The organism is Stenotrophomonas sp. GD03877 (genome assembly GCF_029840555.1).
Lineage (GTDB): Bacteria > Pseudomonadota > Gammaproteobacteria > Xanthomonadales > Xanthomonadaceae > Stenotrophomonas > Stenotrophomonas geniculata.
Genome location: NZ_JAOCCT010000036.1, coordinates 1 through 23,098, shown reverse-complemented (window position 1 = coordinate 23,098; position 23,098 = coordinate 1). Strand labels below are relative to the sequence as shown.

Below are 23,098 nucleotides of genomic sequence, written 5' to 3'. Positions count from 1 at the left end.
GGGCCGGGCGTGCGTGCTGTGATCGGCGCATGCCCGATCCCGCACTGACGCAGCGTCTGGAAACCCTCTGGCGGATGGAGTCGCCGGTGTTGATCGCGCGCCTGGCGCGGCTGCTCGGGGGCGATGTCGGCCGTGCCGAGGAGCTGGCCCAGGACACCTGGCTGGCCGCGCTGGAGCGCTGGCCGGAGCAGGGCATCCCGGACAATCCCGGAGCCTGGCTGATGACCACTGCGCGCAACCGTGCCATTGATGTGCTGCGCCAGCACCAGCGGGTGGCGCAGCAGCATGCGCAGTGGGGCGAGGAACTGCATCCGGCGGCGCTGCCGGCACCCGATGACAGCCAGGCGCTGGAGGATGATCTGGGTGACGATCTGCTGCGGCTGATGTTCGTGGCCAGCCATCCGGTGCTGCCGGCCGATGCACGGGTGGCACTGACCCTGCGTCTGCTCGGTGGCCTGACCACAACTGAGATCGCACGTGGCTTCCTGCAGCCCGAGCCGACCATCGCCCAGCGCATCGTGCGCGCCAAGCGCACTTTGGCGCAGAAGCAGGTGCCCTACGAGGTCCCGCGTGCTGACGCGATGCCCGAGCGGCTCGGCTCGGTGCTGGAGGCGATCTACCTGGTGTTCAACGAAGGCTATGCGGCCAGTGCCGGTGACGACTGGATGCGTCCGGCGCTGTGCGAGGAGGCACTGCGACTCGCGCGCATTCTGGCGCACCGGCTGCCGGTGCCGCCGGTGCTGGGCCTGCTGGCGCTGATGGAGCTGCAGGCCTCGCGTGCCGCAGCACGGACCGATGCGCAGGGCGTGCCGGTGCTGCTGGACCAGCAGAACCGCGCGCGCTGGGACTGGCTGCAGATCGAACGCGGGCAGCAGGTGCTGGCGCGCGCGCTGGCCGCCGGTGGCGGCGACGATCCCTATGTGCTGCAGGCGCGCATCGCAGCGTGCCATGCGGCGGCGCGGCGTCCCGAAGATACCGACTGGCCGCGCATCGCAACGCTCTATACGCAGCTGTTGCAGGTGCAGCCTTCGCCAGTTGTCGCATTGAACCGCGTGGTGGCGATACTGCGCAGCGACGGTGCCTTCGCGGCGTGGGCGCAGCTGCAGCCGCTGCTGGTGGATGCGCGACTGCGCGAGTACGCGCCGCTGCAGGTGGTGCGCGGGGAATTACTACAGGCGCTGGGACGCGACTTGGACGCACGTCACGCTTTTGCGGAAGCCGCCGGACTCAGCCAGAATCAGGCAGAGCGGGGCCTGCTGCGGCAACGGGCCGGCCTGCCTCCCACGGAGTGACCCCGACGAAGGCAGCACTTGTCGGCGGGCCCGCGAGCCGTTATGTTTCGCGCCCAGCGGACGCGTCAGCGTCCACTTTCCATGCGTATTGACCGAGGAGCGGTTGGATGTATTCAAGGACGAAGAGCGCATCGCGCGCTTTTGCGCGCCTGCTTGCCTGTGCCCTGTGCCTGGCCGTATGGCCGATGGCCGTGCAGGCGGCAGACAAATCACAGCAGGCCTATTGGGCCGGTTTTGCCTACACCGCTGATGCCGCCGCCGTGCAGGCGACTACGCCGCATGCGCATGCGGTGCTTGAACAGCGCGGCCTGATTCCGTTGAACCAGGCGCTGGCACAGTCGCTCAAGCGCCGCGCCCCGGCCCACCTGCAGCTGATCGACCAGCCGGTGGCGATGCTCGACGGCACCACCAGCGCGACCGTGCTGGCCGCGGCACTGGACCGTGAACTGGTCTCGGTCGAGCCGATCGGTGACCAGTACAAGGTGCTGGTGGAAGTGGCGCTGCAGGCACTGTTCTTCGATTTCCGCGAGCGCCAGGTGATCGCGTCCTATCCGCTGACCCTGCAGCGCATCGACGTGCAGGATTACCGGCCGGACAACGACGATATCGACGCGATCGTCGCCGATCTCCTGTACGGCAGCGCCGATACCAGCCTGTCGCAGGTGCTGGCCGCCAGCCTGGCCCAGGCCAAGCTGCCCGATGCCGCGGTGCGTCGCCTGCAGGTCGGTGGCGTGACCCTGTCCGACGCGGTCCGCGCCAAGCTGCCCGACCCGAAGTGGGACGCCCCGCTGCGCGCCACGCTGGCCCATGAACTGTCCAAGACGCTGTCGTCCAATACCGGCGTCGGCCTGCTGCCGCCGGCCTCGGGCCAGGCGATCGGTGGTGCGATGGCGGCGCGCTTTGCCGACGGCAAGGTCTACCAGCTGAAGATCCCCGAGCCGGACTACGTCATCAACCTGCAGGTGGATGCGTTGAAGAACGGCGTGATCGAAGAAACCCCGGCGATGAAGACGATGCTGTTCGGCGCGTTCTTCACCGCCAAAGTGACCGAGCCGTTCTCCGGCAAGGTCTATTTCGAACAGCCGCTGCGCAAGGGGGCCACCAAGGTGGTGCCGGTCACGCAGTGGCAGGTCGACCAGTGGTCGGCCAGCTACGAAACCCTGCTGGCCGGCTTCGACGCCTTTGCCGGCGCCGCCGCCAAGCGTGCCGATTCGCGCGGCTGGCTGGACGAACAGAAGCCGGGCGGCCGCCCGTTGCAGCAGCAGACCCAAGCCCTCCAGGAGTTGATCAAGTCATGTCGTTGATGCGTACCATCCTGCTCATCCTCATCGCCCTGGTGGTGGCCTCGCCGGTCGCTGCACAGACCGCCAGTTCGCGCGGTACCGGTTCGGCCAGCTACGGCCTGCGCCTGAGTGCCGATACCCGTGCCCAGGCCCTGAACAAGGCCAAGGTCAATGCACTGGAGGCGTACATCGCCGAAACCGGTGCGGCCAAGCTGCGCCTGTTCGAAGCGCGCCGCGCCGAGTTCATCGGCGAGATCGACCGCTACGTGCTCAGTGCCGTGCAGCTGTCGGACACCGAAGACAAGAAGGCCAAGACCTACACCGTCACCGTCCGCGCCGAGATCAACACCACCCTGCTGCAGACCAAGCTGGATGCGGGTTCGGCCGTGGCCGGTGCCACCGCCGCGCAGCGTTCGCTGCTGACCTTCCTGTTCATGGCGCGCTCGCAGGACACCGTGCAGTCGTTCCAGGACAAGGAATACCGCCGCGTCGACGCCAGCAGCAGCTACAGCGAGAACACCCGTGAAGGCGACAGCTTCCGCGGCAACTCGGTGAGTACCAACGGCAGCATCAACCAGAACGGTTCGATGTCGGTCACCAGCGGTGGCAGCACCACCCAGCGCAGCGACAACATCAGCTGGAAGGTGGCCAACGCGGCCGAGGTCAACACTGCGATGACCGGTGCCTTCAGCGCTGCCGGCTACGAAGTGGTTGAAGCCGAGTACGTGGAAGGCGAATCGCGCGGCCTGCTGAGCATCGAGCGCATCCGCAAGGATTTCAGCACCGGCAACGACCTGTCTGCCGCCACCCTGCGTGACACCGCCAACGGCATCCGTGCGGCCAACATCCCGTACATCGCCGTCGGTACCCTCGACGTCGGCATGCGCGACCGCGATCCGGCCAGCGGCAATACCCGCGTGTTCGTCACCGTCACCGGCAAGGTGCTGGACGTGACCGGTCGCTTCCCGCGCACCGTGTCGTCGGTGGGCCCGGTGCAGTTCTCCGGCACCGGCCCGAATGAAACCGTCGCTCGCACCAACGCCCTGCAGCTGGCCGCCGAGAAGGCCGCGCAGCAGATGATCAACGAACTGAACGTCAAGGCGGTCCGCTGACGTTACCGCTGCGCTCGCCGGGCATGGCCCGGCGCTACCGGCTCTGGTGGGTGCCGAGCTTGCTCGGCACTGACTCGCTGCCATCCCCGATCTCGCGTGCCGCGCTGCGGCCGTCTCTCTCATAAAGGAAATCCCATGATCCGCACTACCGCTCTTGTCGTGGCCATCGCTGCCGCCACCCTGTCGATGCCGGCCCACGCTGGCCTGGGCAAGCTGAAGGACCTGGCCGGTGCCGCCACCGGCACCTCCAGCAGCAGCGCTTCCAGCGCCGCCGCTCCGGACGAAGCCGCGCAGGAAGCGCTGGTGCGTCGTTTCGTTACCTCGCAGTCGCACTCGCTGCAGGCCCAGACCTCGTTCGCCCGCGCCTTCGGCCTGGCCGAGCAGGTGCAGCTGCTGGAAGCCGAGCGCCAGGCGCTGTCGTCGGGTTCGGTCAGCGTCGATGCGATGAAGAAGTCGGTGTCGGTCAGCGAAGCGGCGCAGGCGGCGATCAACGAGCGCCAGGCCGCACAGCCGGAACTGAACGCTGAATCCAAGCAGCACTACGCCGAAGGCCTGGTCTCGCTGCTGTCCTCGGCGGCCGAAGCACAGAAGCTGGGCGGCGAAGCCAGCAACTTCACCGCCGGCATGAAGAACCTGGGTGCGACCCAGCTGGCCACCGTCGGCCGCAAGCTGGCGGCAGGTGCATGGGTGGCCAAGGAATCGCCGGGCTTCATCCAGGGCCTGTACGGCTCGACCAAGTCGGCCGTGACCTTCGCCAAGAAGAGCAAGGTGAAGGTGCCGTCCAACGCCGATTCGATGCTCGACAAGCTCTGATCCGAGGCGAATCTCCATGCGTATGACCTACCGTTTGATCGGCCTGGGCCTGGCTGCCACGCTGCTTGCAGCCTGTGGCAAGCAGGACACCCCGGCCGCCGCGCCCGCCAAGGACAAGGCAACCAGTGCACTGGCCAGCAATGCGCCCGTGGAAGCAGCGCCCCTGCGTGGCACGCCGGATTTCGGCGGCACCACCCAGGTCGCGCGCGAAGCCGACGGCATCGGCAGCACCCCGGAACTGGCGGTGCTGGCGGCATTGCAGTCGGCGGTGGCGCAGGTCAACGGCGTACGCGTGGCCAGCCAGATGCAGAGCCTGCGTGCAGGCCTGCATGTGGATGTGGATGACGAACACGTCGGCGATATCCGCGCCGACGCGTTCACCCAGCAGATGATCGCCGGCTCGCAGGGCGCGGTGCTGGGCTATGAAATCCTGTCGCAGGAAGAAGTGCGGCAGCTGGACGAGGAAACCATCGCCCGCGTGCGCGCCAGCGACGAAGGCTGGAGCTTCAAGGGCTCGGCGTCGGCCAGTGCGTCCGGCGAAGCCTCGGCCAAGGGCGGTTCGGCCTCGGCCAGTGTCAAGCAAAGCTACGACGAGAAGGTGAGTGTTGATGCCAAGCGTGGCGCCAGCTCCTACGATTCCGATGTGACCCATCGCAGCATGCGCAGCTACTGGAAGGTGCGCGTGCGCGCACAGATCGCCCAGTACCGTGCACCGGACGAGCAGGGCAAGCCGAAGATCGTGGTTGCACTGCCGCGCACCAAGGCCGGCAGCTACGCCGTGGGCGACGGCCGCGTGGACGCGGACGAAGTGGCCGACGCGATCCGCGCACGCCTGTCCGACACGCTGACCCAGACCCAGCGCTTTATCGTGCTGGACCGCGAGTTTGGTGACGAGCTGCAGGCCGAGATCGACCACATCAACAGCGGCAACGTGCGCCTGCAGGACACCGCACGCGTGGGCCAGCAGCTGGCGACCGACCTGATCCTGATCCCGACCATCGAACGTTTCGAATACCCGCGCAGCGTGCGCAACCTGCGCATGTCCGACCGCCAGGTGACCTCGTACTCCGGTGGCGGGCGCATCACTCTGCGCCTGATCAACGCCACCACCGGCCAGGTGGTGATGTCCGACAGCTTCGACCACCAGCTGGCCTCGACCGGCCCCAGCACCCTGCCGCGCGTGGTCAACGGTCGCAACATGGCGGCGGCGATGATGGAGTCGCTGTCCGGCCAGATCGGCACCACCATCGTCACCACGCTGTTCCCGGTGTCGGTGGTCTCGGTGGACGGCGACCAGGTGGTACTGAGCCAGGGCGGCGAAACGCTGCAGGCTGGCCAGCGCTGGCAGGCCGTGCGCCTGGGCGAAGAACTGAAGGACCCGCAGACCGGCCGCTCGCTGGGCCGCAGCGAACACCCGTGCTGCACCATCCGCATCGATCGCGTGGCTGCACAGACGTCCTACGGCACCATCGAAGACGGCGTCGACGCGATGCGCGGCGGCTTCCGCCCGGGCCAGATCGAACTGCGCCAGAAGCTGGGCAGCAAGCCGGCAACGGCCGCCGCAGGCGCGACCGCCTCGGCCGCTCCCGCCGCCGCCGCACGCCCGGCCGCCAAGCCGAAGCCCAAGGCCGCGGCGGCCCCGGCCGAAGACCCGAACTGGTAACAGGCTCAAGCAACACACAGATGGGGTCAGAGCCCTTTCCCGACGGGAAAGGGATCTGACCCCTTCGTGTTTCCGAGCGTGTCGACCAAGGTCGACACCTACCAACAGCAGCGGGAATCTGTCGAAGGCGGGGTGGGTCCGGTTGCGGGGGCGTGAGCCGCATGGATGCGGCGACCGAGCTTACATGGACGTACTTGCAGCGACCCCCGCAACCGGACCCACCCCGCCATCCCACGGAATGCCGCTGTTGCTTCGGCTGTTGCTGTTGCCCTGGCCTCTGCAGGTGCAGGGCGCAGCCCTGCCGAATCCCATTACACTCCAGAAGGATTTCCCTGCTGGAGAGAGCAATGAAGCGAGTAGCACTGGGCCTGCTGGCCCTGTCAGTGTCGAGCGCACTGATGGCCGCCACCCCGAAATTCGACGGCGCGCGGATCTCCGCCGACGTCAAGGAACTGGCCTCCGACGCCTACGAAGGCCGCTCCCCGGCCACCGCCGGCGAAGAGAAGACCATCGCCTTCCTCAGCAAGCAGTTCGCCGATGCCGGCCTGCAGCCGGGCGGTGACCTCAAGGATGGCAAGCGCCTGTGGACCCAGGCCGTGCCGCTGCGCAAGGGCGACATCGTCGGCGCACCGCAGCTGGAGCTGCACCAGGGCGGCAAGACCGTGCCGCTGGAGCAGGGCAAGCAGATCGCCGTGCGCGCCGCCATGAACGGCGCCAGCAACGTCGACATCAGCAAGGCCCCGCTGGTGTTCCTCGGGTACGGCGTGAAGGCCCCGGAGCGCAACTGGGACGACTTCAAGGGCGTGGACCTGAAGGGCAAGATCGCCGTCGTGCTGATCAACGACCCGGACTTCGAGACCGGCCAGGGCGACTTCGACGGCAAGGGCATGACCTACTACGGCCGTTGGACCTACAAGTACGAAGAAGGTGCCCGCCAGGGCGCGCTGGGCGTGCTGATCGTGCACGAGACCGCACCGGCGTCGTACGGCTGGGCCACCGTGGCCGGCTCCAACACCAACACCATGTTCGACGTGGTGCGTGACAACCCGGCCGACAGCCACCCGCTGCTGGAAGGCTGGATCCAGCGCGACCTGGCCGTGGAGCTGTTCCGCTCTGCCGGGCAGGACTTCGAAGCGCTGAAGAAGAAGGCGCAGCAGCGCGACTTCACCCCGGTGCCGCTGACCGGCGCCAGCCTGGACGCGAAGTACGCGGTGAAGACCGAAGTGATCACCTCGCACAACGTGGCCGCACGCCTGGAAGGCAGCCGCCACCCGGACGAGACCATCGTCTACAGCGCGCACTGGGACCACATCGGCGTGGGCGAGCCGGACGCGCGTGGCGACCGGATCTTCAATGGCGCACTGGACAACGCCAGTGGCACCGCATCGCTGATCGAACTGGCGCGCGGCTTCGCCAAGGCCAGGCGCCCCGAGCGCTCGGTGCTGTTCCTGGCGGTCACCGCCGAGGAAAAGGGCTTGCTGGGTTCGGAGTACTACGCCACCCATCCGCTGTACCCGCTGGAAAAGACCGTGGCGGTGATCAACATGGATGGCATGGCACCGTTCGGGCCGTCGCGTGATTTCGGCATCTACGGCGCCGCGCGCTTCGAGCTGCTGGACCAGCTGAAGGACGTGGCCAAGGGCTGGGACATCCGCTACACGCCGGACCCGAAGCCGGAAGCCGGCCTGTTCTTCCGCTCCGATCACTTCCCGTTCGCCAAGCGTGGCGTGCCGGCGCTGTCCTGGTCGGCCGGCCAGGACTGGGTGGATGGCGGCGTGGCCGCGGGCAAGAAGGCCTCCGAGGACTACACCGCCAAGCGTTACCACCAGCAGGGCGACGAATGGCAACCGGACTGGGTGTTCGCCGGTGCCGCCCGCGACCTGGAAGTGCTGTACACGCTGGGCAACCAGCTGGCCAATTCGCGCAGCTGGCCGAACTGGAGCAGGGACGAGTCGTTCCGCGCCGTGCGTGATGCCAGCGCCGACCAGCGCAAATAACGGCGTTCGGTAGTGCCGGCCGCTGGCCGGCATTGCCCCCGCCCGGAAACGCCGGGCCATGCCCGGCGTTTCCGTAACGGCTTCCATCCCCGCTTTCGGGCCCTTCGTCGCAGCCCGCTTGTTTGCCCGGCGGGCCGCCCTATGCTCGGCTCACCCCCTTCCTCCAAGGCGCCGCCGTGTTTGCCAGCCTCTCTCTCCTGCTTCGTCACCTGCTGGCCTGGGCTGCGGCGCTGTTTGTCGCCGGCATGGTCTGGAGCGGCATCTTCAGCGGCATGAACGATGGCCCGGGCTGGATCTTCGGCCTGCTGGCGATGTTCCTGATGATTTCCGCGCTGGGCAGCGCGATTACCCATGTACGCCGCGTCTGGCTGGTCGCCGGCCGGCTGGATTCGACCACGCTCTCCGGCCGCCAGCGCCGCCAGGTGGAACTGCCGATGGACGCCGGCCAGGCATTCTCGGTGGTGGAAGCGGCCATCGCCGAACTGCCGCGCGTTGAAGACGTGGAAAGTTCGGCCGGCAGCCTGCAGGTACGGGCCTACGTGCGCCGCGTGGATGCCTGGAACGGCCGCCAGCCGTCGCGCTGGAATCTGCCGGCTCGGCTGGCGATCAAGCGCAACAGCGTGCTGGCGACGGTCACGCCGGGGCAGGGCACCAGTACCGTCACCCTGCTGTTTGAACCGGATGCCGGCTGGTGGGCCGACCTGCTGGCGCTGGATGAGGGCAGCAACTTCGAGAACGCCGAAGCGGTCACCCGCGCGATCAGCCGCCGTGTTGCCGACCAGCGCCGCGACGAGCAGGCCGCGGCCGAGCAGACCCAGGTGGAAAAGGAACTGTCGGTGGCCCGGTTGAATCTGCTGCATGCGCAGGTGGAACCGCACTTCCTCTACAACACGCTGGCCAACGCGCAGGTGCTGACCCGCACCGACCCGGCACGTGCCGACCAGATGCTGGGCCACCTGATCCAGTACCTGCGCAGCTCGTTGCCACAGGTGGACGAATCGCTGTCCACGCTGGGCGTGGAGCTGGAGCGCACCCGTGCCTACCTGGAGATCCTGCGTATCCGCATGGGCGCACGGCTGGGGGTGGAGGTGCAGGTGCCGAACGAGCTGCACGGCGTGCAGCTGCCGGCGATGGCGCTGCAGACGCTGGTGGAGAACGCGATCAAGCATGGCCTGGAACCCAAGCCCGGCGGTGGCACGATCTGGATCCTGGCCCGTGGCTTCGATGACCATGTGACGGTGACGGTGGCCGATGATGGCCTCGGCTTCGGCCAGGGCACCAGCGGTACCGGCATCGGCCTGAAGAACCTGCGCGAGCGCCTGCGCCTGACCTGCGGTGAGCAGGCCGGCGTGGCGATCGTCGCCAACTTCCCCAGCGGCGTGGCCGCAACCATGACCCTGCCGCAGTCGAGCAAGGAGCGCAGCCATGCCGCTTGAGGCGCTCATTGCCGAAGACGAGGAACTGCTGCGGCAGTCGCTGGTCGAGCAGCTGGGCCGGTTGTGGCCGGACCTGAAGCTGGTGGCCGAGTGCGAGGATGGCGCCAGTGCACTGGAGCAGCTGGCCGAGAAGCAGCCGGACATCGCCTTCCTCGATATTCGCATGCCCGGCATCAGTGGCATTGAAGTAGCCCGTTCGCTGTCCGAGCTGAGCCCGCGCACCCAGGTGGTGTTCGTCACCGCCTACGACCAGTACGCCATCGACGCGTTCGAGCAGGGCGCGATGGATTACCTGCTGAAGCCGGTCAGCGACGAGCGCCTGCTGGCCACCCGTGAACGCATCCTGTCGCGGCTGCCATCAACGCGCCAGGACGATGCCGTACTCGAGCGCCTGCTGCGGCGCCTGGGGCCATCGCAGGGTGCGGCAGAGCGCCCGCCATTGGCCTGGATCACCGCCAGCAACGGCCGCGAGACGCAGCTGATCATGCTGGAAGACGTGGCCTACTTCCGTGCCGACAACAAGTACACCACCGTGGTGACCGCTGCCGGCGAGAGCCTGTTGCGCACGCCGCTGCGCGAACTGCTGGAAGTGCTCGACCCGCAGCATTTCCGCCAGATCCATCGCTCGACCATCGTCAACATGAAGGCGGTGGCGGCGGTCAGCCGCGACGATACCGGGCGCGGCGTGCTGCGCCTGCGCGGGCGCACGGAGACGCTGGTGGTCAGCCAGCCGTTCATGAGCCTGTTCCGCGGCATGTAGCCGCATCCTGGAGGCACCATGCGCCTGTTCCTGTTTGCCTGCATCGCTGCGTTGTCGTTGGCTGGCTGTGAGAAATCCAGCAATACTTCGATCACCCGCACCCGTGCCAACGGCGTGGACACGCTTTACAGCAAGGGCAGCGTGGTCGACGGCGAGGCACGGTTCCAGTGCATCGCCAGCAGTAGTGGCCAATGCCACTACCTGGTGCTGGGCCCAGCGTGCAGTACCGACGCCGCGTGTGCGACCCCACCATTGCGCCGGTTTGCCGTGGCGGTGGGGAAGACCGAGGCGATGCGTGACCTGCCCAAGGGCTTCCACCAGTGCGTCAGCCAGGACCGGATAGAACACTGCCACCGTGAGTGATCACGGTGGCAGTGTGGGTCCCCCCGCTTCCCTGAAGGGTCAGTAGGCAGGCTGCAGTGTCAGGTCGTGGTGGTGCTCGTTCTCGCCCACATGGTTCAGGCGGCCGACCAGTTCGGAGTGCTGCTTCATGCGCCCGATCTCGGTCATGATGCGGATGTCCTCGTGGCGCAGCTCGCGTTTGGCGGTGACCGCCTGCTTGTAGTCCAGCACTTCCGGATAGTGCTCGGCCAGGTCAAGCGCCTCGGCCACGTGCTCGACGCTGTCGGCCTTGGAACTGATGCGGGCGCGGCTGTTGAACGCCTTCATCCAGCGCTCGAAGCCGGCCTGCTGATCGAACATGTTGGCCATGAACCAGATCACGAACAGGATCGACACCCACGAGCCGAACACGATCACCACGCGGGTGAAGGTGATATGGAAGTCGTCGCGCCACAGGTAGCTGGCGATCAGGCCCAGGATCAGCAGCGAGGCCGCCTGCCAGCCGACGATCGAGGCGATCAGCCACTGGCACTTGGCCTGGGCCAGCACAGCCACTTCATCGCGGATCTGCTGCTCGCTGAGGTTGCGCCAGTGCGCCACCTGTTTGTCGAACGGGCTGCTGTAGAGCTCGTTGTCGCGAAGCAGAATTCCCAAACCCTTGAACAAGGCAATCATGGCTGGCTCCTTGTGGAACGTGCGTCGATCAGCATTGGACGGTGTGGCGGATCCAGTTCTAGCACTTCCAGCGAGCCGTGCAATGGGGGCAATGCCAAGCGGCGCAAGGGTTTGACCGGTGGGAGTGAAAATTGATGCGATGCAGCATCGCAGTCGAGGCCTGCGACAGGATGTCGCAGGGTGAAACGTGCTGCGACCGCACATGAAACCGTCGCTGAGCGGGGAGGCTCGCCGCCGGAGGCGTGATCGCCGAGAATCGGAGCCAACCGCGCAAGACGCGACTGTTCTTCCGCCTCTCCTGGACCTGTGATGCCGGCTTTGCTGCAGCGACTCTCCCGCCCCGTCACGGCGCCGATCCGACGCTGGGTACTGGACGCCTTCCCGCGCGGCCAGAGTGGTATCGACTACGACCATCCGCAGGGCGATCCGGGCTGGTTCGGCCCGGACAGCGTCACCTGGCGGCTGCACGCCGAATTTCCCTCGATGCTCGCCGGTGGCCTGTGCGCGCTGATGCTGCAGACCCTGCACCCACGCGCGCTGGCCGGGGTCTATGACCACTCCAATTTCCGCCAGGACCTGGTGGGTCGGCTGCGCCGCACCACGGCCTTCGTTGCCGGCACCAGCTATGCGCCCAGCGGCGAGGTGGAGGCGCTGGTGGCTAGGGTGCGCCGCATCCATGCGCAGATCCGCGGCCAGACCGCGCAGGGCGAGCCCTACGCCGCCGACGATCCGCAGTTGCTGACGTGGGTGCACGTGACCGAAGCCTTCGGTTTCCTGCATGGGTTCCGACGCTACGGGCGCGAGGTGCCGGCGCACATCGCCGATCGCTATTACGACGAGTACCGTTGCGTGGCCGAGGCACTGGGCGCGGTGGATGTGCCGCGCAGCGAAGCGGAAGTGGCGGCGTACTTCTGTGCACGTCAGCCGGAGCTGCGTGTGGATGAGCGCTCGCGCGAGGTGCTGGAGGTGCTGTCCGGCGTGCGCCTGCCGGTACCGGTGCCGGGGCTGTCGCGCGAGGTGTTCCTCGGTGCGGGCGCGGCGCTGCTGCCGGACTGGGCCGAAGGCATGCTTGCACGCAGTGGCCGTCAGCGCGCCCAGGCTGCGGCGTCTGCGAAGCTGATGCAGGGTATGGCGCCGCTGTTCCGCCGTGCGCTGCCCGACGGCCTCGCCAGCCGCGCCTGTGCACGCATGGGCGCGCCGGTGGAGATCCTGCGCGAGTGGCCCGCGGTTGCCTGGTAGGTGCCAACCTTGGTTGGCACGCTTTTCGCGGTGCCGCGGAAGCGCCAACCAAGGTTGGCAGCTACCCGCAAGTGAAACGGGCGCCTTGCGGCGCCCGTTCCGGTTACATCACCACACCTTGACCCGCTTGTCCGGCGCCAGGTACAGCTTCTGGCCTTCCTTCACCTCGAACGCCGGGTACCAGGCGTCGATGTTGCGCACGGTCAGTGCGCGGAACTGGCCCGGTGCATGCACATCGGTCAGCAGCGAGTTGCGCAGCGCCTGTTCGCGGCTCTTGCTGCGCCACGCCTGGGCGAAGCCGAGGAAGAAGCGCTGGTCCGGGGTGAAGCCCTCCAGGGTCTGGCCCGGCTTGCCCTGCAGCGACAGCTGGTAGGCGTCGTAGGCGGTACCCAGGCCAGCCACGTCGGCGATGTTTTCGCCCAGGGTCAGCTTGCCGTTCACATGCACGCCCGGGAACGGCTCGTAGCTGCTGAACTGCGCGGCCAGCGCATCACCGGCGGCGTTGAACTGCTTCAGGTCCTCGGCGGTCCACCAGTTGTGCAGCTTGCCGGTTTCGTCGAACAGCGCGCCGGCGTTGTCGAAGCCGTGGCTGATCTCGTGGCCGATCACTGCGCCGATCGCACCGTAGTTCACCGCGTCGTCGGCGGCACCGTCGAAGAACGGCGGCTGCAGGATCGCGGCCGGGAACACCAGGCGGTTCTCCAGCGGCACGTTCATCGCGTTGATGGTCTGCGGCAGCATCGCCCACTCGCTGTGGTCGACTGCCTTGCCCAGCTTGGCGATGTTGCGCTGGTACTCGAACAGTTCGGCGCGCTGCGCATTGCCCAGCGCGTCATCACGGCGGATCTCCAGGCCAGTGTAATCACGCCACTTTTCCGGGTAGCCCATGCCTACGGTCAGGCCGGCCACCTTGGCCTTGGCGCTGGCCTTGGTCTGCGGCGACATCCACGCGAGCGCATCGATGCGCTTGGCGAAGGCGGCGATGATGTTCTTCGCCATCTCGTCCGCGCGTTCCTTGGTCCTGGCGTCGAAGTGCTTCTCGACGTAACGCTTGCCGATCGCTTCGCCGACGGCATGGTTGGCGTCGTCCACCGCACGCTTCCAGCGGTCGCTCTGCTGCGGCGTGCCGCTCAGCGCGGTGCCGTGGAAGGCGAAGCGGGCATCGGCGAACTTCTTCGGCAGGTAGGCAGCGGCGCGGTCCAGCGCGTGGAAGGCCAGGTAGTCCTTCCAGGCATCCAGCGGCTCGGTGGCGACCAGCTTGGACAGGCCGGCCACGGCCTTGGGCTGCCAGACGATGAAGTCCTGCTGCTTGCCCAGTGCGGCCGCGTCGAGGAAGGCGCTCCAGTCCATGCCCGGCGCCTTCGCATTGAAGTCGGCCTGGGTCCACGGATTGGCACCCTTGGTCACGTCATTGGTTTCTTCCTGGGTGGCGTGCGCCTGCGCGATCTTCGTTTCCAGCGCGAGAATGCGCTGTGCCTTGCCCGCCGGATCGGCGACGCCGGCCAGCTGCAGCATCTGTGCGATGTAGGCCTGGTACTGCTTGCGCAGCTCGGCCATGCGGCCACCGCCCAGGTAGAAGTCGCGGTCGGGCATGCCCAGGCCGCCCTGCACCAGGTACGGCGCGTTGCGGTCTGGCTGCAGCAGGTCCACCGACACCCACAGGCCGAACAGGCGGTCGGTGTAGAAGTTGGTCGCATTGAGCAGGTCGACGTCGGCACGCACGTCGCCGCCCAGGGCACGGGCCAGGCCGGCCTTGTCGGCGATCGCGTCGATCGCCTTCAGCTGCGGCTGTACCGGCGCAATGCCGTGCTGCTCGATGCCGGCCTCGTCCATGTAAGCAGCGTAGTAGTCGCCGATCAGCTTGTCGTCACCGCTGGCCTGGGTGTTGCCGGCGGCGCCCTCAAGAATGGCGCGGGTGTCGGCCAGGGTCTTCTCGGCGATGACGTTGAAGCTGCCGAAGCGCGAGCGGTCGGCCGGGATCTCGGTGTTCTTCACCCAGGTGCCGTTGGCGAAGCCGAAGAAGTCATCACCGGCGGCAATGCTGCGGTCCATGCCGCTGGCATCGAAGCCGAAGCTGCCCAGCATCGGCTTGGCCGCAGCGGGCGCAGCTTCGGCGGGCTTGGCGTTGCCAGCGGCCGGATCGGCCGGGCGGTCGCAGGCGGCCAGGGTCAGGCTGGCAACAATGGCCAGTGCCAGGGTGGGACGGCGCAGCTTGGACATGGACTTCTCTTGCAGCGGAAAACCCCAAGTCTAATCCGCTCCGCCCCGGCTGGCCCTCCCGTTGTGGCACCTGCCCTGTGCGGGATCTGGCTGAACGCGCGGAAGCGATCTTCACGCCGTCACCGGGGTGGTGCATGCTGGGCCCGGGAACCCTGCGCGGGCACGGGGAGGTGGCCATGCGGGGTGGGGTCAGGCGTCAAGAATGGCGTCCGCCGGCCGTTGAGGTCGGGGACGTGGAGGATTCGTTCGCGCATGAAGCCAGCCGACTGCACAAGGAACACCCGCCGATGCCCGCGCTGAAACGCGCGTTGGCCCGCCCGCTGCGCGCCATTACCTGGGGCGGAGTGCTGCTGGGCGTGCTGCTGGTAACCGGCCTGACCCTCATGCTGGTCAATGACTACCACCGCCGCCTGGAAGCGGCACAGCGGCAGAGCCGGGCGCTGGCGGTGGGCAGCGAGCGCCTGCTGGCGCTGGAACTGCGCAACCTGGAGCGGGCCATGTCCGGCATCGCCGCCGACGCCGCCGAGCTGTTCCGCAGTGTGCCGGCGCAGGCGCCGGCCTTGATGGATGCCTCCATCGGCGGGGTGCTGGGCCGGCATGCCGAACTGCACAGCATCGCCGTGCTCGACCGCCATGGCCGACCGTTGACGGCCGGCGAGGGCGACCTGCAGCTGCCGCTGTGGACCGACCCGCAGCGTCGTGGCCAGGGCAGCGCCCTGTACATCGGCCCGCCGCAGCGGGCCAGCGACGGTGGCTGGGTGGTCCCGCTGGCGCTGCCGATGGCCGATGAACGCTGGCTGCTGGCGCGGCTGCGCTGTGGCGAACTGCAGCGCATCGTCGGCGGGCTCGATGTTGGCCCGAACGGACTGGTCTCGATCAGCGATGCCGAGGGCTACATGCTGGCCCGCGTACCCGATCCGCATGGCACGGTGGGCCGTCGCTACGATCTCCCGCGCCGCGACCTGCTCGGCAAGCAGGCGGTGGTCGAACTGGGCAGCATGCCGGGCGTCGTCGACGGTGTGCCGCGCATCATCACCATCAGCACGCTGGAACGCAGCCCGCTGGCGGTGCAGGTCGGCCTGGCCGACGAGGACGTGCTCGCGCCCTGGTGGCCCTACCTGCAGGCGTCGGTGGCGATCGTACTGGCCTACATCGCGGTGTTGCTGGTGCTGCTGTATGCCGTGCGCCGCAGCACCCGCAGCCAGCAGGCGATGGCCGAGGAGCTGAAAACAGGCCACGCCGAGCTGCGTCTTGCGCACCAGGTCGGTCGTGTCTGTACCTGGTACGTGGATGAGGACGCCGCATTGCTGCGCTGGTCGCCGCTGGCGCGCGAGATCTTTGGCGTGCAGACCGATGCGCTGCCGGTGGCTGATTTCTTCGCACGCGTGCACCGCGACGATGCCGCGCGCCTGCAGCAGGCCTTCGACCAGGCCTTCGCCGGTGGCGCGGTGCTCGACCAGGTGTTCCGCCTGGTACTGCCCGGGGGCGCAGTGCGCTGGGTGGGCGCACGTGGGCAGCGGGTGGAGGTGGCCGACAGCGAGCGCCGCATGATCGGCGCGCTGACCGACCTCAGCGAGCGCTACCAGGCCCGCGAGCAGATGAGCGAGGTGGAACGCCGCTTCCGCCTGTTGTTCGACCGCAATCCGGCGCCGTTCTGGGTGTTCGATCCGGACACGCTGCACTTCATCGAGGTCAACGATGCCGCCGTGCGCCAGTACGGCTACAGTCGCGAGGAGTTCCTGGCGATGAGCATCCTCGACATCCGCCCGCGCGAAGGCTGGGACGAAGTGCGTGGTGCCATCCAGCGCGCACAGGTGGGCGATCCTCCGGACGCGACCGTGCGCCTGCACCGGCGCAAGGATGGCAGCGTGTTCGAGGTGCGCGCACACCTGTCCAAACTCGATTTCGACGGACAGCCGGCGTGCCTCGTGCTGGCCGAGGATGTGAGCGAACGGCTGGCCTACGAGCGCGACTTGGCCTACCAGGCGCGGCACAACCCGGCCACCGGCCTGCTCAACGTGCGTGCGTTGACCGAACAGCTGGATGAGCAGGAACAGGGTTACACCATCGCCTTCGTGCAGCTGCGCGGCCTGCAGCTGGTGGCCGATACGCTGGGCCGCGAGATCGGCGATGCGGTGCTGCAGTCGATGGCGACCCGGCTCGGTGGCCTGGGCGCGCGCTGTGGCACGCTGGCCTTCCAGCCAGCCGAGGACTTCGTGCTGGCCATCGGTGCCGAGCACGATACCCAGCGCGTGCTGGACGACCTGCTGCAGATCGTGTCGGCGCCGATGCGCGGCAAGGATTCACTGCACCAGTTCGAACCGCGTATCGGCGTGGCCGTGCACACCGCCGGTGACGGCCACAGTGCCGAGCAGGTGATCGGCATGGCCGCGCAGGCCGCGCACGCGGCACGCGCCGAGGGCAACGTGGTGGTCTGGTTCGATGCGGCGGTGACCACACGGCTGGCCGACCGGCTGCGCCTGGCCGGGCGCATCCATGCCGCCATCGACAACGAATTCCAGCTCTATTTCCAGCCGATCCGGCATGCCAGCGATGGCACCCCGGCCGCCTTGGAGGCGCTGCTGCGCTGGCCGCAGGCCGACGGCAGCTTCATCCCGCCCAACGAGTTCATCCAGCTGTGCGAGGAGACCGGGCTGATCCTGGCGCTGGGCCGTTGGGTGATCCGCGCGGCGGCGAAAGCGCAGCGCCGGCTGGTCGAGGCCGGTTGGGGCGAGCTGCCGATCGCGGTCAATGTATCGGCGGTGCAGTTCTTCAACAGCGACCTGGTGGCCGAGTTCACCCGTGCGCAGCAGGACTTCGGCCTGGCCCGCGGTGCCCTGCACGTGGAGCTGACCGAGAGCAGCCTGATGCGCAAGCCGGCGCAGGCGATGCAGACCATGCAGCGCCTGCACGAGCAGGGCATCAGCGTGTCGCTGGATGATTTCGGCACCGGCTATTCCAGCATGTCCTACCTGCAGCACCTGCCGCTGGACATCCTGAAGATCGACCGCAGCTTCGTCGCCGACGTGGAAACCAATCCGCGCAATGCCTCGATCTGCCGCGCGCTGTTGTCGCTGGGCCACAGCATGGGCCTGACCATCATCGCCGAGGGCGTGGAAACGCCGGGGCAGCTGGACTGGCTGGCCGCGCACGGCTGCGACCAGGTGCAGGGTTACCTGCTGGGGCGGCCGGCACCGCTGGAACGGATCATCGATGCGCTGGACGAAGTTGCTGCCTGAGCGGATCTCGGATTTGCCGGTCGCTGGCCGGCAAACACCAGACTCGTCTACACCCCGCTTTCCACCAGATGATCGATGAAACTGCGCACCTTCGGTGCCAGGTGGCTGCGGCTGGTGTAGACCGCGAAGATGCCGATCGGCGAGGCCTCCCACTCCGGCAGGATGCGCACCAGGCGACCATCGGCCAGCGCGTCTTCCAGCAGGAAATCCGGCTGCAGGATCACGCCCATGCCAGCAATCGCGGCTTCGCGCAGCACGTCGCCGTTGTTGGCGTGCAGCAGGCTGTTCACCGCCACCTTCACCTCACCACCGGGCCCCTGCAGCGGCCAGTTGTTGCCGGCGGCCCAGTAGCTGTAGCCCAGGCACGCGTGTGCCTGCAGGTCCTGCGGGGTCTGCGGGGTGCCGCGTGCGGCCAGGTAGGCCGGCGCGGCGCACAGGCTCACCCGCGATTCGCCCAGGCGGCGGGCGATCAGGGTAGGGCCCGGCTCGCGGGTGATGCGGATGGCCACGTCGTAGCCTTCCTCGACCATGTCCACGAGGCGGTCGGACAGGGCCAGGTCCAGTTCCACCTGCGGGAAGCGTTCGCGGTAGCTGGCCAGCAGCGGGCCGAGACGGGCGATGCCCCAGCTGACCGGTGCGTTGATGCGCAGCGTGCCCGAGGGCTCCAGCGCCTGCGCACCGATGCTGGCCTCCAGCGCGTCGAATTCGGCCAGCAGGCGCACGCACTGGGCGTAGTAGGCGGCGCCGGCACTGGTCGGGCTGACCCGGCGCGTGGTGCGGTGGAGCAGGCGGGTGGACAGGCGCTTCTCCAGCGCGGCGACCTGGCGGGTGACGCCGGCAGTGGACATGTCCAGAGCCTGGGCGGCGGCGCTGAAGCCATTGCGCTCGACCACCGCCACGAACACGCGCATCGCCTCGAGGGTATCCATTGTTGCGCCTTTTGAAATAAATACGGTCAATCGATCGTATTTATCAGTCCGTGAAGGCGCAATAACCTGTGCCCACTCCCTTCAAGGTGCTTTGCCATGCACACCACGACCGCTCCTGTTTCGCCGCTGGCGCCGTATGGCGCCACCCTGCTGCGCCTGGCCCTGGGCGTGCTGTTCCTGGCCCATGCGCTGACCAAGCTGCTGGTATTCACCCCGGCCGGCACGGCGGCGTACTTCGAGTCGCTGGGCCTGCCCGGCGCGCTCGGCTACCTCACCATCGGCGTCGAGCTGGTGATCACTGTCGCGCTGCTGCTGGGCGTCTATGCGCGCTGGGTGGGCCTGGTCGGCGTACCGCTGCTGCTGGGCACCATCGTCAGCGTGCACGGCGCCAACGGTTTCGGTTTCGCCAATGCCGGCGGCGGCTGGGAATACCCGGCGTTCTGGGCACTGGCGCTGGTGGTGCTGTTCCTGGTCGGCGATGGCAAGTGGACACTGCGTTCGCGCTGATCGCCGCCTGATCCTGCAACTGGAGCATTCCATGTCCCGCCTGCCTTCGCTGTACATCTCCCATGGTTCGCCGATGACTGCCCTGCATCCGGGCCAGGTCGGTGTGCGCCTGGCCGAGCTGGCGCGCGACCTGCCGACGCCGCGTGCCATCGTGATGGCCTCGGCGCACTGGCTGGGCCGGCAGCCGCTGGTCGGCGCGCATCCGCAGCCGCCCACCATCCACGACTTCGGTGGCTTCCCGCGCGCGCTGTTCGAACTGCAGTACCCGGCGCCGGGTGATCCGGCGCTGGCCGAAGAGGTGGCCGGCCGCATCGCCGCTGCGGGCCTGCCGGTGGCACTCGACCCGCAGCGTGGCCTGGACCACGGTGCGTGGGTGCCGCTGCGGCTGCTGCGCCCGCAGGCCGACATCCCGGTGGTACCGCTGTCAATCCAGCCGCTGCTGGGTCCCAAGCACCAGTTCGCGCTGGGCCGCGCGCTGGCGCCGCTGCGCGAGCAGGGCGTGCTGCTGGTCGGCTCCGGCAGCATCACCCACAATCTGCACGACTGGGGCGACCACCAGGACGGCAAGGAAGCGCCGTACGTGCGCCCCTTCATCGAGTGGGTGGAGCAGCGCCTGGCCGCCGATGACCGCCAGGCCCTGCTCGATTACCGCCGGCAGGCGCCGTTCGCCGAGCGCGCGCACCCGACCGACGAGCACCTGCTGCCGCTGTTCTTCGCGATGGGCGCGGCCGGCGAGGGCGGCTTCGGTGCACGCCGCATCGACGCCGGCATCGATGCCGGCTTCCTCGCCATGGATCTGTACCGCTTCGACGGGGCGGCATGAGCCGGGGCTGACGCGCGGCGGCCCCGGCCATCGCGGTCGTGGCCGCATGTGGTAGTTTTTTCCGGGTTTCCGGCGCTGGCCTTCGACCCTCCCCGCGCGCCGCTTCCTGGAAGAAGCATGCATACCATTGAAGTCGTCCTGGCGATGCTGGTGGCCGTTGTCGCCAGCGGCTACCTGGTTCGCGTCCTCCCGTTCTCGTTGCCGCTGCCGCTGGTGCAGATCGGCCTGGGCGCGGTGATCGCCGGGGTGTTCAACCGCGGCCACGCGCTGGAGCCGGAAGTGTTCTTCCTGCTGTTCCTGCCGCCGCTGCTGTTCCTGGATGGCTGGCGCATTCCCAAGCAGGGCTTGTTCCGCGACAAGGGCGCGATCCTCGAGCTGGCGTTCGGCCTGGTGGTGTTCACCGTCATCGGCGCCGGCTTCCTGATCCACTGGCTGATTCCGGTGATGCCGCTGGCGGTGTGCTTCGCGCTGGCGGCGATCGTGTCGCCGACCGATCCTGTGGCAGTGGGTGCGATCGCCTCCAAGGCGCCGATTCCCAAGCGCCTGATGCACATCCTGGAAGGCGAGTCGCTGCTCAACGATGCATCGGGCCTGGTCTGTTTCCGGTTCGCGGTGGCTGCGGTGATGACCGGCACGTTCTCGCTGGCCACGGCCTCGCTGACCTTCGTGTGGGTGGCCGTGGCCGGCCTTGCGGTGGGCGTGGCGGTCACCCTTGGTGTGTCGACCTTCCAGCGCTGGCTGTGGCGCCGCTTCGGCGAAGAGCCGGGCGCGGCGATGCTGGTCAACCTGCTCATTCCGTTCGCGGCCTACCTGCTGGCCGAAGAGATCCACGCCTCCGGCATCCTCGCCGCGGTCGCCGCCGGTATCGCGATGAGCTATGTCGAGCTGACCGGCCGCGTCTCCGGCAGCATGCGCGTGCAGCGTGCCGGGGTCTGGAACATGCTGCAGTTCAGCTTCAACGGCATCATGTTCGTGCTGCTGGGCGAGCAGCTGCCAGGCATCGTCGAACGCGCCACCACCACCATGAACGAGACCGGCCACCAGAGTGCGTGGTGGCTGCTGGTGTATGTGGTGGTGATCAATCTGGCGCTGGTCGTGCTGCGCCTGTTGTGGGTGTGGCTGTCGCTGCGCTGGAACCTGCTGCGCGCGCGCCGTCGCGGCCTGGAGCGGGGCGAGGCACCGAACTGGCGCATCGTGGTGGCGACCTCGGTGGCCGGTGTGCGCGGTGCGATCACCCTGGCCGGTGTGTTGACCCTGCCGCTGTTCCTGCCTGATGGCAGTGCGTTCCCGGCACGTGACCTGGTGATCTTCCTGGCCGCCTCGGTGATCCTGTTCTCGCTGCTCGGCGCCAGCATCGCGCTGCCGCAGCTGCTGAAGGGCCTGCAGCTGCCGGCCGATTCGGGTGAACGCAAGGAAGAGGACCTGGCGCGCCGGCTGTCGTCGAAGGCGGCGCTGGCCGGGGTCGAGCGCATGCGCCAGCAGCTGGTGATGAACCAGAACACCGAGAACGTGCAGCTGTACAACGACGCCGCGTCGCGGGTGAGCCTGCTGTACCAGCGCCACCTGGAGCGCGACAGCGAGGGGCCCGACGTGGACCCGGAGAAGGTGCGGCGCATGGAAATGGGCTACCGCCAGCTGCGCAGTGCCGGCCTCAATGCCGAGCGCGAGGAGCTGTTCCGGTTGACCCGGCGCGGGGTGATCTCCGATGAGATCTCGCGGCGCCTGATCCGCAACCTGGACCTGCTGGAGTCGCGCAAGCGCGAATGACGCCTGGGACCGGGCGTTGCTGACGCTGACGCGGATTCCGCCCTGGCATGTAGAGCCGAGCCCATGCTCGGCTACGCTTGCTTCAGGCGTCATGAACCCGGAACGAAAAGCAGCCGAGCACAGGCTCGGCTCTACATGCCGGTGCCGGTTACTCCGGCTTCGTGTCCAGGAAATACGCCTCGACCTTGCCCTTGACCTTGATGGTCATCGGGTTGCCGCGGCGGTCGCGGGCCTTGCCGGCCTGCACGCGGATCCAGCCTTCGCTGACCGAGTATTCCTCGACGTTGTCGCGCTCGACGTCGTTGAAACGCACGCCGACGCCGCGCTCCAGCGCCTGCGCATCATGGAAGGGGCTGGCCGGGTTGATCGCCAGGTGGTCGGGAGGGGTATCGCTCATCGCTTCATTCACAGTGACGGCCACCAAGGCCGGCTTCAGCGGCACAGGATAAACCGTAGAATGCCGGCCTGCCCCAGAGGAAGTTCCGCCATGCCCGACAACAGCGACTATTTCGACTTCGAGGAAGACATCCACGACTTCGACGAAGACGGCTTCGAGGCCCGGGTCTGGAACCTGCTGGTGCTGATCAACCCGGGCGACGAAGAGCTGGCCCTGCAGCAGTTCAACCGCTGGCGCGAGCACCTGGCCGAGGACGGGCAGCCGCTGGAAGCGGACAGTGACTGGGTGCCGGCACTGTTCACGGCCATCGCCTGGCAGTCCGGCTTCGAGGTCGAGCGCGATGACCTGGAATCGCTGCAGTCGGCGGTGAACGAGCTGTCGGCGCGCTTCAACCTGCAGCTGGACTGGGGTGGCGACCTGGACGACGAGGATTTCGCCGAAGACCTGGACGGCGTGCAGCTGATGTCCACCGCCTTCGACCGCCTGCGCGAGCACAACTACACGCTGTGGAGCGTGGATGCCGGCAGCGACGGTTTCACCGGCGTGATGGCATTGACCCGCGACGACGACGCGATGCTGGCGCTGTGCTCGCTGCTGAACGTGG

At 67.9% G+C, this 23,098-nt stretch carries 19 protein-coding genes; 15 read left to right on the top strand and 4 right to left on the bottom strand.

From position 1 onward, the window contains the following. The first annotated feature begins 29 nt into the window (after nt 1-29). The 9 genes from N5D20_RS20735 to N5D20_RS20695 all read left to right on the top strand — a co-directional run bounded on the left by N5D20_RS20735 (nt 30) and on the right by N5D20_RS20695 (nt 10,719). Nucleotides 30-1,292, top strand: a complete 1,263-nt coding sequence (locus tag N5D20_RS20735; protein WP_279915215.1) for a sigma-70 family RNA polymerase sigma factor — start codon at nt 30-32, stop codon at nt 1,290-1,292. Between the two features lie 107 nt (nt 1,293-1,399). After that, nucleotides 1,400-2,596: a hypothetical protein gene (locus N5D20_RS20730; protein ID WP_197646512.1), complete on the top strand. Its 1,197-nt coding sequence runs from the start codon at nt 1,400-1,402 to the stop codon at nt 2,594-2,596. Further along, nucleotides 2,587-3,687 (top strand): hypothetical protein, encoded by a 1,101-nt coding sequence (locus tag N5D20_RS20725; RefSeq protein ID WP_049480830.1) that lies wholly within the window; start codon nt 2,587-2,589, stop codon nt 3,685-3,687. Before N5D20_RS20730 ends, N5D20_RS20725 begins: the two co-directional genes overlap by 10 nt. Nucleotides 3,688-3,822: 135 nt before the next feature. After that, nucleotides 3,823-4,500, top strand: a complete 678-nt coding sequence (locus N5D20_RS20720; RefSeq protein WP_019337988.1) for a hypothetical protein — start codon at nt 3,823-3,825, stop codon at nt 4,498-4,500. A gap of 16 nt (nt 4,501-4,516) precedes the next feature. Further along, nucleotides 4,517-6,163 (top strand): CsgG/HfaB family protein, encoded by a 1,647-nt coding sequence (locus tag N5D20_RS20715; RefSeq protein ID WP_100447564.1) that lies wholly within the window; start codon nt 4,517-4,519, stop codon nt 6,161-6,163. 347 nt (nt 6,164-6,510) lie between these two features. Next, nucleotides 6,511-8,160, top strand: coding sequence for a M28 family metallopeptidase (locus N5D20_RS20710; RefSeq protein WP_279915214.1), 1,650 nt, complete (start codon nt 6,511-6,513; stop codon nt 8,158-8,160). Between the two features lie 176 nt (nt 8,161-8,336). Beyond that, the gene (locus N5D20_RS20705; protein WP_010484138.1) at nt 8,337-9,596 is read left to right on the top strand and encodes a histidine kinase; all 1,260 of its coding nucleotides are present in this window, start codon (nt 8,337-8,339) and stop codon (nt 9,594-9,596) included. Further along, nucleotides 9,586-10,356 carry a LytTR family DNA-binding domain-containing protein gene (locus N5D20_RS20700; RefSeq protein ID WP_010484137.1) on the top strand — a complete coding sequence of 257 codons (771 nt, stop codon included), beginning with the start codon at nt 9,586-9,588 and terminating at the stop codon, nt 10,354-10,356. The genes N5D20_RS20705 and N5D20_RS20700 overlap by 11 nt, the downstream gene beginning before the upstream one ends. Before the next feature lie 18 nt (nt 10,357-10,374). Further along, nucleotides 10,375-10,719 (top strand): hypothetical protein, encoded by a 345-nt coding sequence (locus N5D20_RS20695; protein WP_241885887.1) that lies wholly within the window; start codon nt 10,375-10,377, stop codon nt 10,717-10,719. 39 nt (nt 10,720-10,758) lie between these two features. On the opposite strand, the gene N5D20_RS20690 is transcribed toward N5D20_RS20695, so the two are convergent. After that, nucleotides 10,759-11,373 (bottom strand): hypothetical protein, encoded by a 615-nt coding sequence (locus N5D20_RS20690; RefSeq protein ID WP_279915213.1) that lies wholly within the window; start codon nt 11,371-11,373, stop codon nt 10,759-10,761. Between the two features lie 309 nt (nt 11,374-11,682). Here N5D20_RS20690 and N5D20_RS20685 point away from each other — a divergent pair, with 309 nt between their 5' ends. After that, complete coding sequence (locus N5D20_RS20685; RefSeq protein WP_241885886.1) at nt 11,683-12,612, top strand: oxygenase MpaB family protein; 930 nt, start codon at nt 11,683-11,685, stop codon at nt 12,610-12,612. Nucleotides 12,613-12,720: 108 nt separating this feature from the next. Here the strand turns inward: N5D20_RS20685 and N5D20_RS20680 are convergent, their stop codons facing one another. Then, on the bottom strand, nt 12,721-14,832 hold the full coding sequence (locus tag N5D20_RS20680) for a M13 family metallopeptidase (RefSeq protein ID WP_010484133.1): 2,112 nt from the start codon (nt 14,830-14,832) through the stop codon (nt 12,721-12,723). 176 nt (nt 14,833-15,008) lie between these two features. On the opposite strand from N5D20_RS20680, the gene N5D20_RS20675 reads away from it, so the two are divergent. Then, a complete protein-coding gene (locus N5D20_RS20675; protein ID WP_279915212.1) occupies nt 15,009-18,071 on the top strand; it encodes an EAL domain-containing protein in 3,063 nt (1,020 codons plus the stop codon). Nucleotides 18,072-18,118: 47 nt separating this feature from the next. Here N5D20_RS20675 and N5D20_RS20670 read toward each other — a convergent pair whose 3' ends face one another. Next, a complete protein-coding gene (locus N5D20_RS20670; protein ID WP_019336404.1) occupies nt 18,119-19,000 on the bottom strand; it encodes a LysR family transcriptional regulator in 882 nt (293 codons plus the stop codon). 96 nt (nt 19,001-19,096) lie between these two features. Here N5D20_RS20670 and N5D20_RS20665 point away from each other — a divergent pair, with 96 nt between their 5' ends. From N5D20_RS20665 to N5D20_RS20655, 3 genes are all read left to right on the top strand, one after another. Continuing rightward, on the top strand, nt 19,097-19,507 hold the full coding sequence (locus tag N5D20_RS20665) for a DoxX family protein (RefSeq protein WP_197654604.1): 411 nt from the start codon (nt 19,097-19,099) through the stop codon (nt 19,505-19,507). 31 nt (nt 19,508-19,538) lie between these two features. Then, nucleotides 19,539-20,330, top strand: coding sequence for a class III extradiol ring-cleavage dioxygenase (locus N5D20_RS20660; RefSeq protein WP_279915210.1), 792 nt, complete (start codon nt 19,539-19,541; stop codon nt 20,328-20,330). Between the two features lie 117 nt (nt 20,331-20,447). Next, on the top strand, nt 20,448-22,097 hold the full coding sequence (locus tag N5D20_RS20655; RefSeq protein WP_010484128.1) for a Na+/H+ antiporter: 1,650 nt from the start codon (nt 20,448-20,450) through the stop codon (nt 22,095-22,097). Nucleotides 22,098-22,245: 148 nt separating this feature from the next. Here the strand turns inward: N5D20_RS20655 and N5D20_RS20650 are convergent, their stop codons facing one another. Further along, the gene (locus N5D20_RS20650; RefSeq protein ID WP_010484127.1) at nt 22,246-22,494 is read right to left on the bottom strand and encodes a DUF3297 family protein; all 249 of its coding nucleotides are present in this window, start codon (nt 22,492-22,494) and stop codon (nt 22,246-22,248) included. 90 nt (nt 22,495-22,584) lie between these two features. On the opposite strand from N5D20_RS20650, the gene N5D20_RS20645 reads away from it, so the two are divergent. After that, a partial coding sequence (locus N5D20_RS20645; RefSeq protein ID WP_279925098.1) for a hypothetical protein occupies nt 22,585-23,098 on the top strand: 514 nt, incomplete at its 3' end.

Excerpts from the sequence above, each read along its gene's own strand:
- N5D20_RS20735 (WP_279915215.1), top strand. The coding sequence starts at position 30 with ATGCCCGATCCCGCACTGACGCAGCGTCTGGAAACCCTCTGGCGGATG.
- N5D20_RS20730 (WP_197646512.1), top strand. The coding sequence starts at position 1,400 with ATGTATTCAAGGACGAAGAGCGCATCGCGCGCTTTTGCGCGCCTGCTT.
- N5D20_RS20725 (WP_049480830.1), top strand. The coding sequence starts at position 2,587 with ATGTCGTTGATGCGTACCATCCTGCTCATCCTCATCGCCCTGGTGGTG.
- N5D20_RS20720 (WP_019337988.1), top strand. The coding sequence starts at position 3,823 with ATGATCCGCACTACCGCTCTTGTCGTGGCCATCGCTGCCGCCACCCTG.
- N5D20_RS20715 (WP_100447564.1), top strand. The coding sequence starts at position 4,517 with ATGCGTATGACCTACCGTTTGATCGGCCTGGGCCTGGCTGCCACGCTG.
- N5D20_RS20710 (WP_279915214.1), top strand. The coding sequence starts at position 6,511 with ATGAAGCGAGTAGCACTGGGCCTGCTGGCCCTGTCAGTGTCGAGCGCA.
- N5D20_RS20700 (WP_010484137.1), top strand. The coding sequence starts at position 9,586 with ATGCCGCTTGAGGCGCTCATTGCCGAAGACGAGGAACTGCTGCGGCAG.
- N5D20_RS20695 (WP_241885887.1), top strand. The coding sequence starts at position 10,375 with ATGCGCCTGTTCCTGTTTGCCTGCATCGCTGCGTTGTCGTTGGCTGGC.
- N5D20_RS20690 (WP_279915213.1), bottom strand. The coding sequence starts at position 11,373 with ATGATTGCCTTGTTCAAGGGTTTGGGAATTCTGCTTCGCGACAACGAG.
- N5D20_RS20685 (WP_241885886.1), top strand. The coding sequence starts at position 11,683 with ATGCCGGCTTTGCTGCAGCGACTCTCCCGCCCCGTCACGGCGCCGATC.
- N5D20_RS20680 (WP_010484133.1), bottom strand. The coding sequence starts at position 14,832 with ATGTCCAAGCTGCGCCGTCCCACCCTGGCACTGGCCATTGTTGCCAGC.
- N5D20_RS20675 (WP_279915212.1), top strand. The coding sequence starts at position 15,009 with ATGCGGGGTGGGGTCAGGCGTCAAGAATGGCGTCCGCCGGCCGTTGAG.
- N5D20_RS20670 (WP_019336404.1), bottom strand. The coding sequence starts at position 19,000 with ATGGATACCCTCGAGGCGATGCGCGTGTTCGTGGCGGTGGTCGAGCGC.
- N5D20_RS20665 (WP_197654604.1), top strand. The coding sequence starts at position 19,097 with ATGCACACCACGACCGCTCCTGTTTCGCCGCTGGCGCCGTATGGCGCC.
- N5D20_RS20660 (WP_279915210.1), top strand. The coding sequence starts at position 19,539 with ATGTCCCGCCTGCCTTCGCTGTACATCTCCCATGGTTCGCCGATGACT.
- N5D20_RS20655 (WP_010484128.1), top strand. The coding sequence starts at position 20,448 with ATGCATACCATTGAAGTCGTCCTGGCGATGCTGGTGGCCGTTGTCGCC.
- N5D20_RS20650 (WP_010484127.1), bottom strand. The coding sequence starts at position 22,494 with ATGAGCGATACCCCTCCCGACCACCTGGCGATCAACCCGGCCAGCCCC.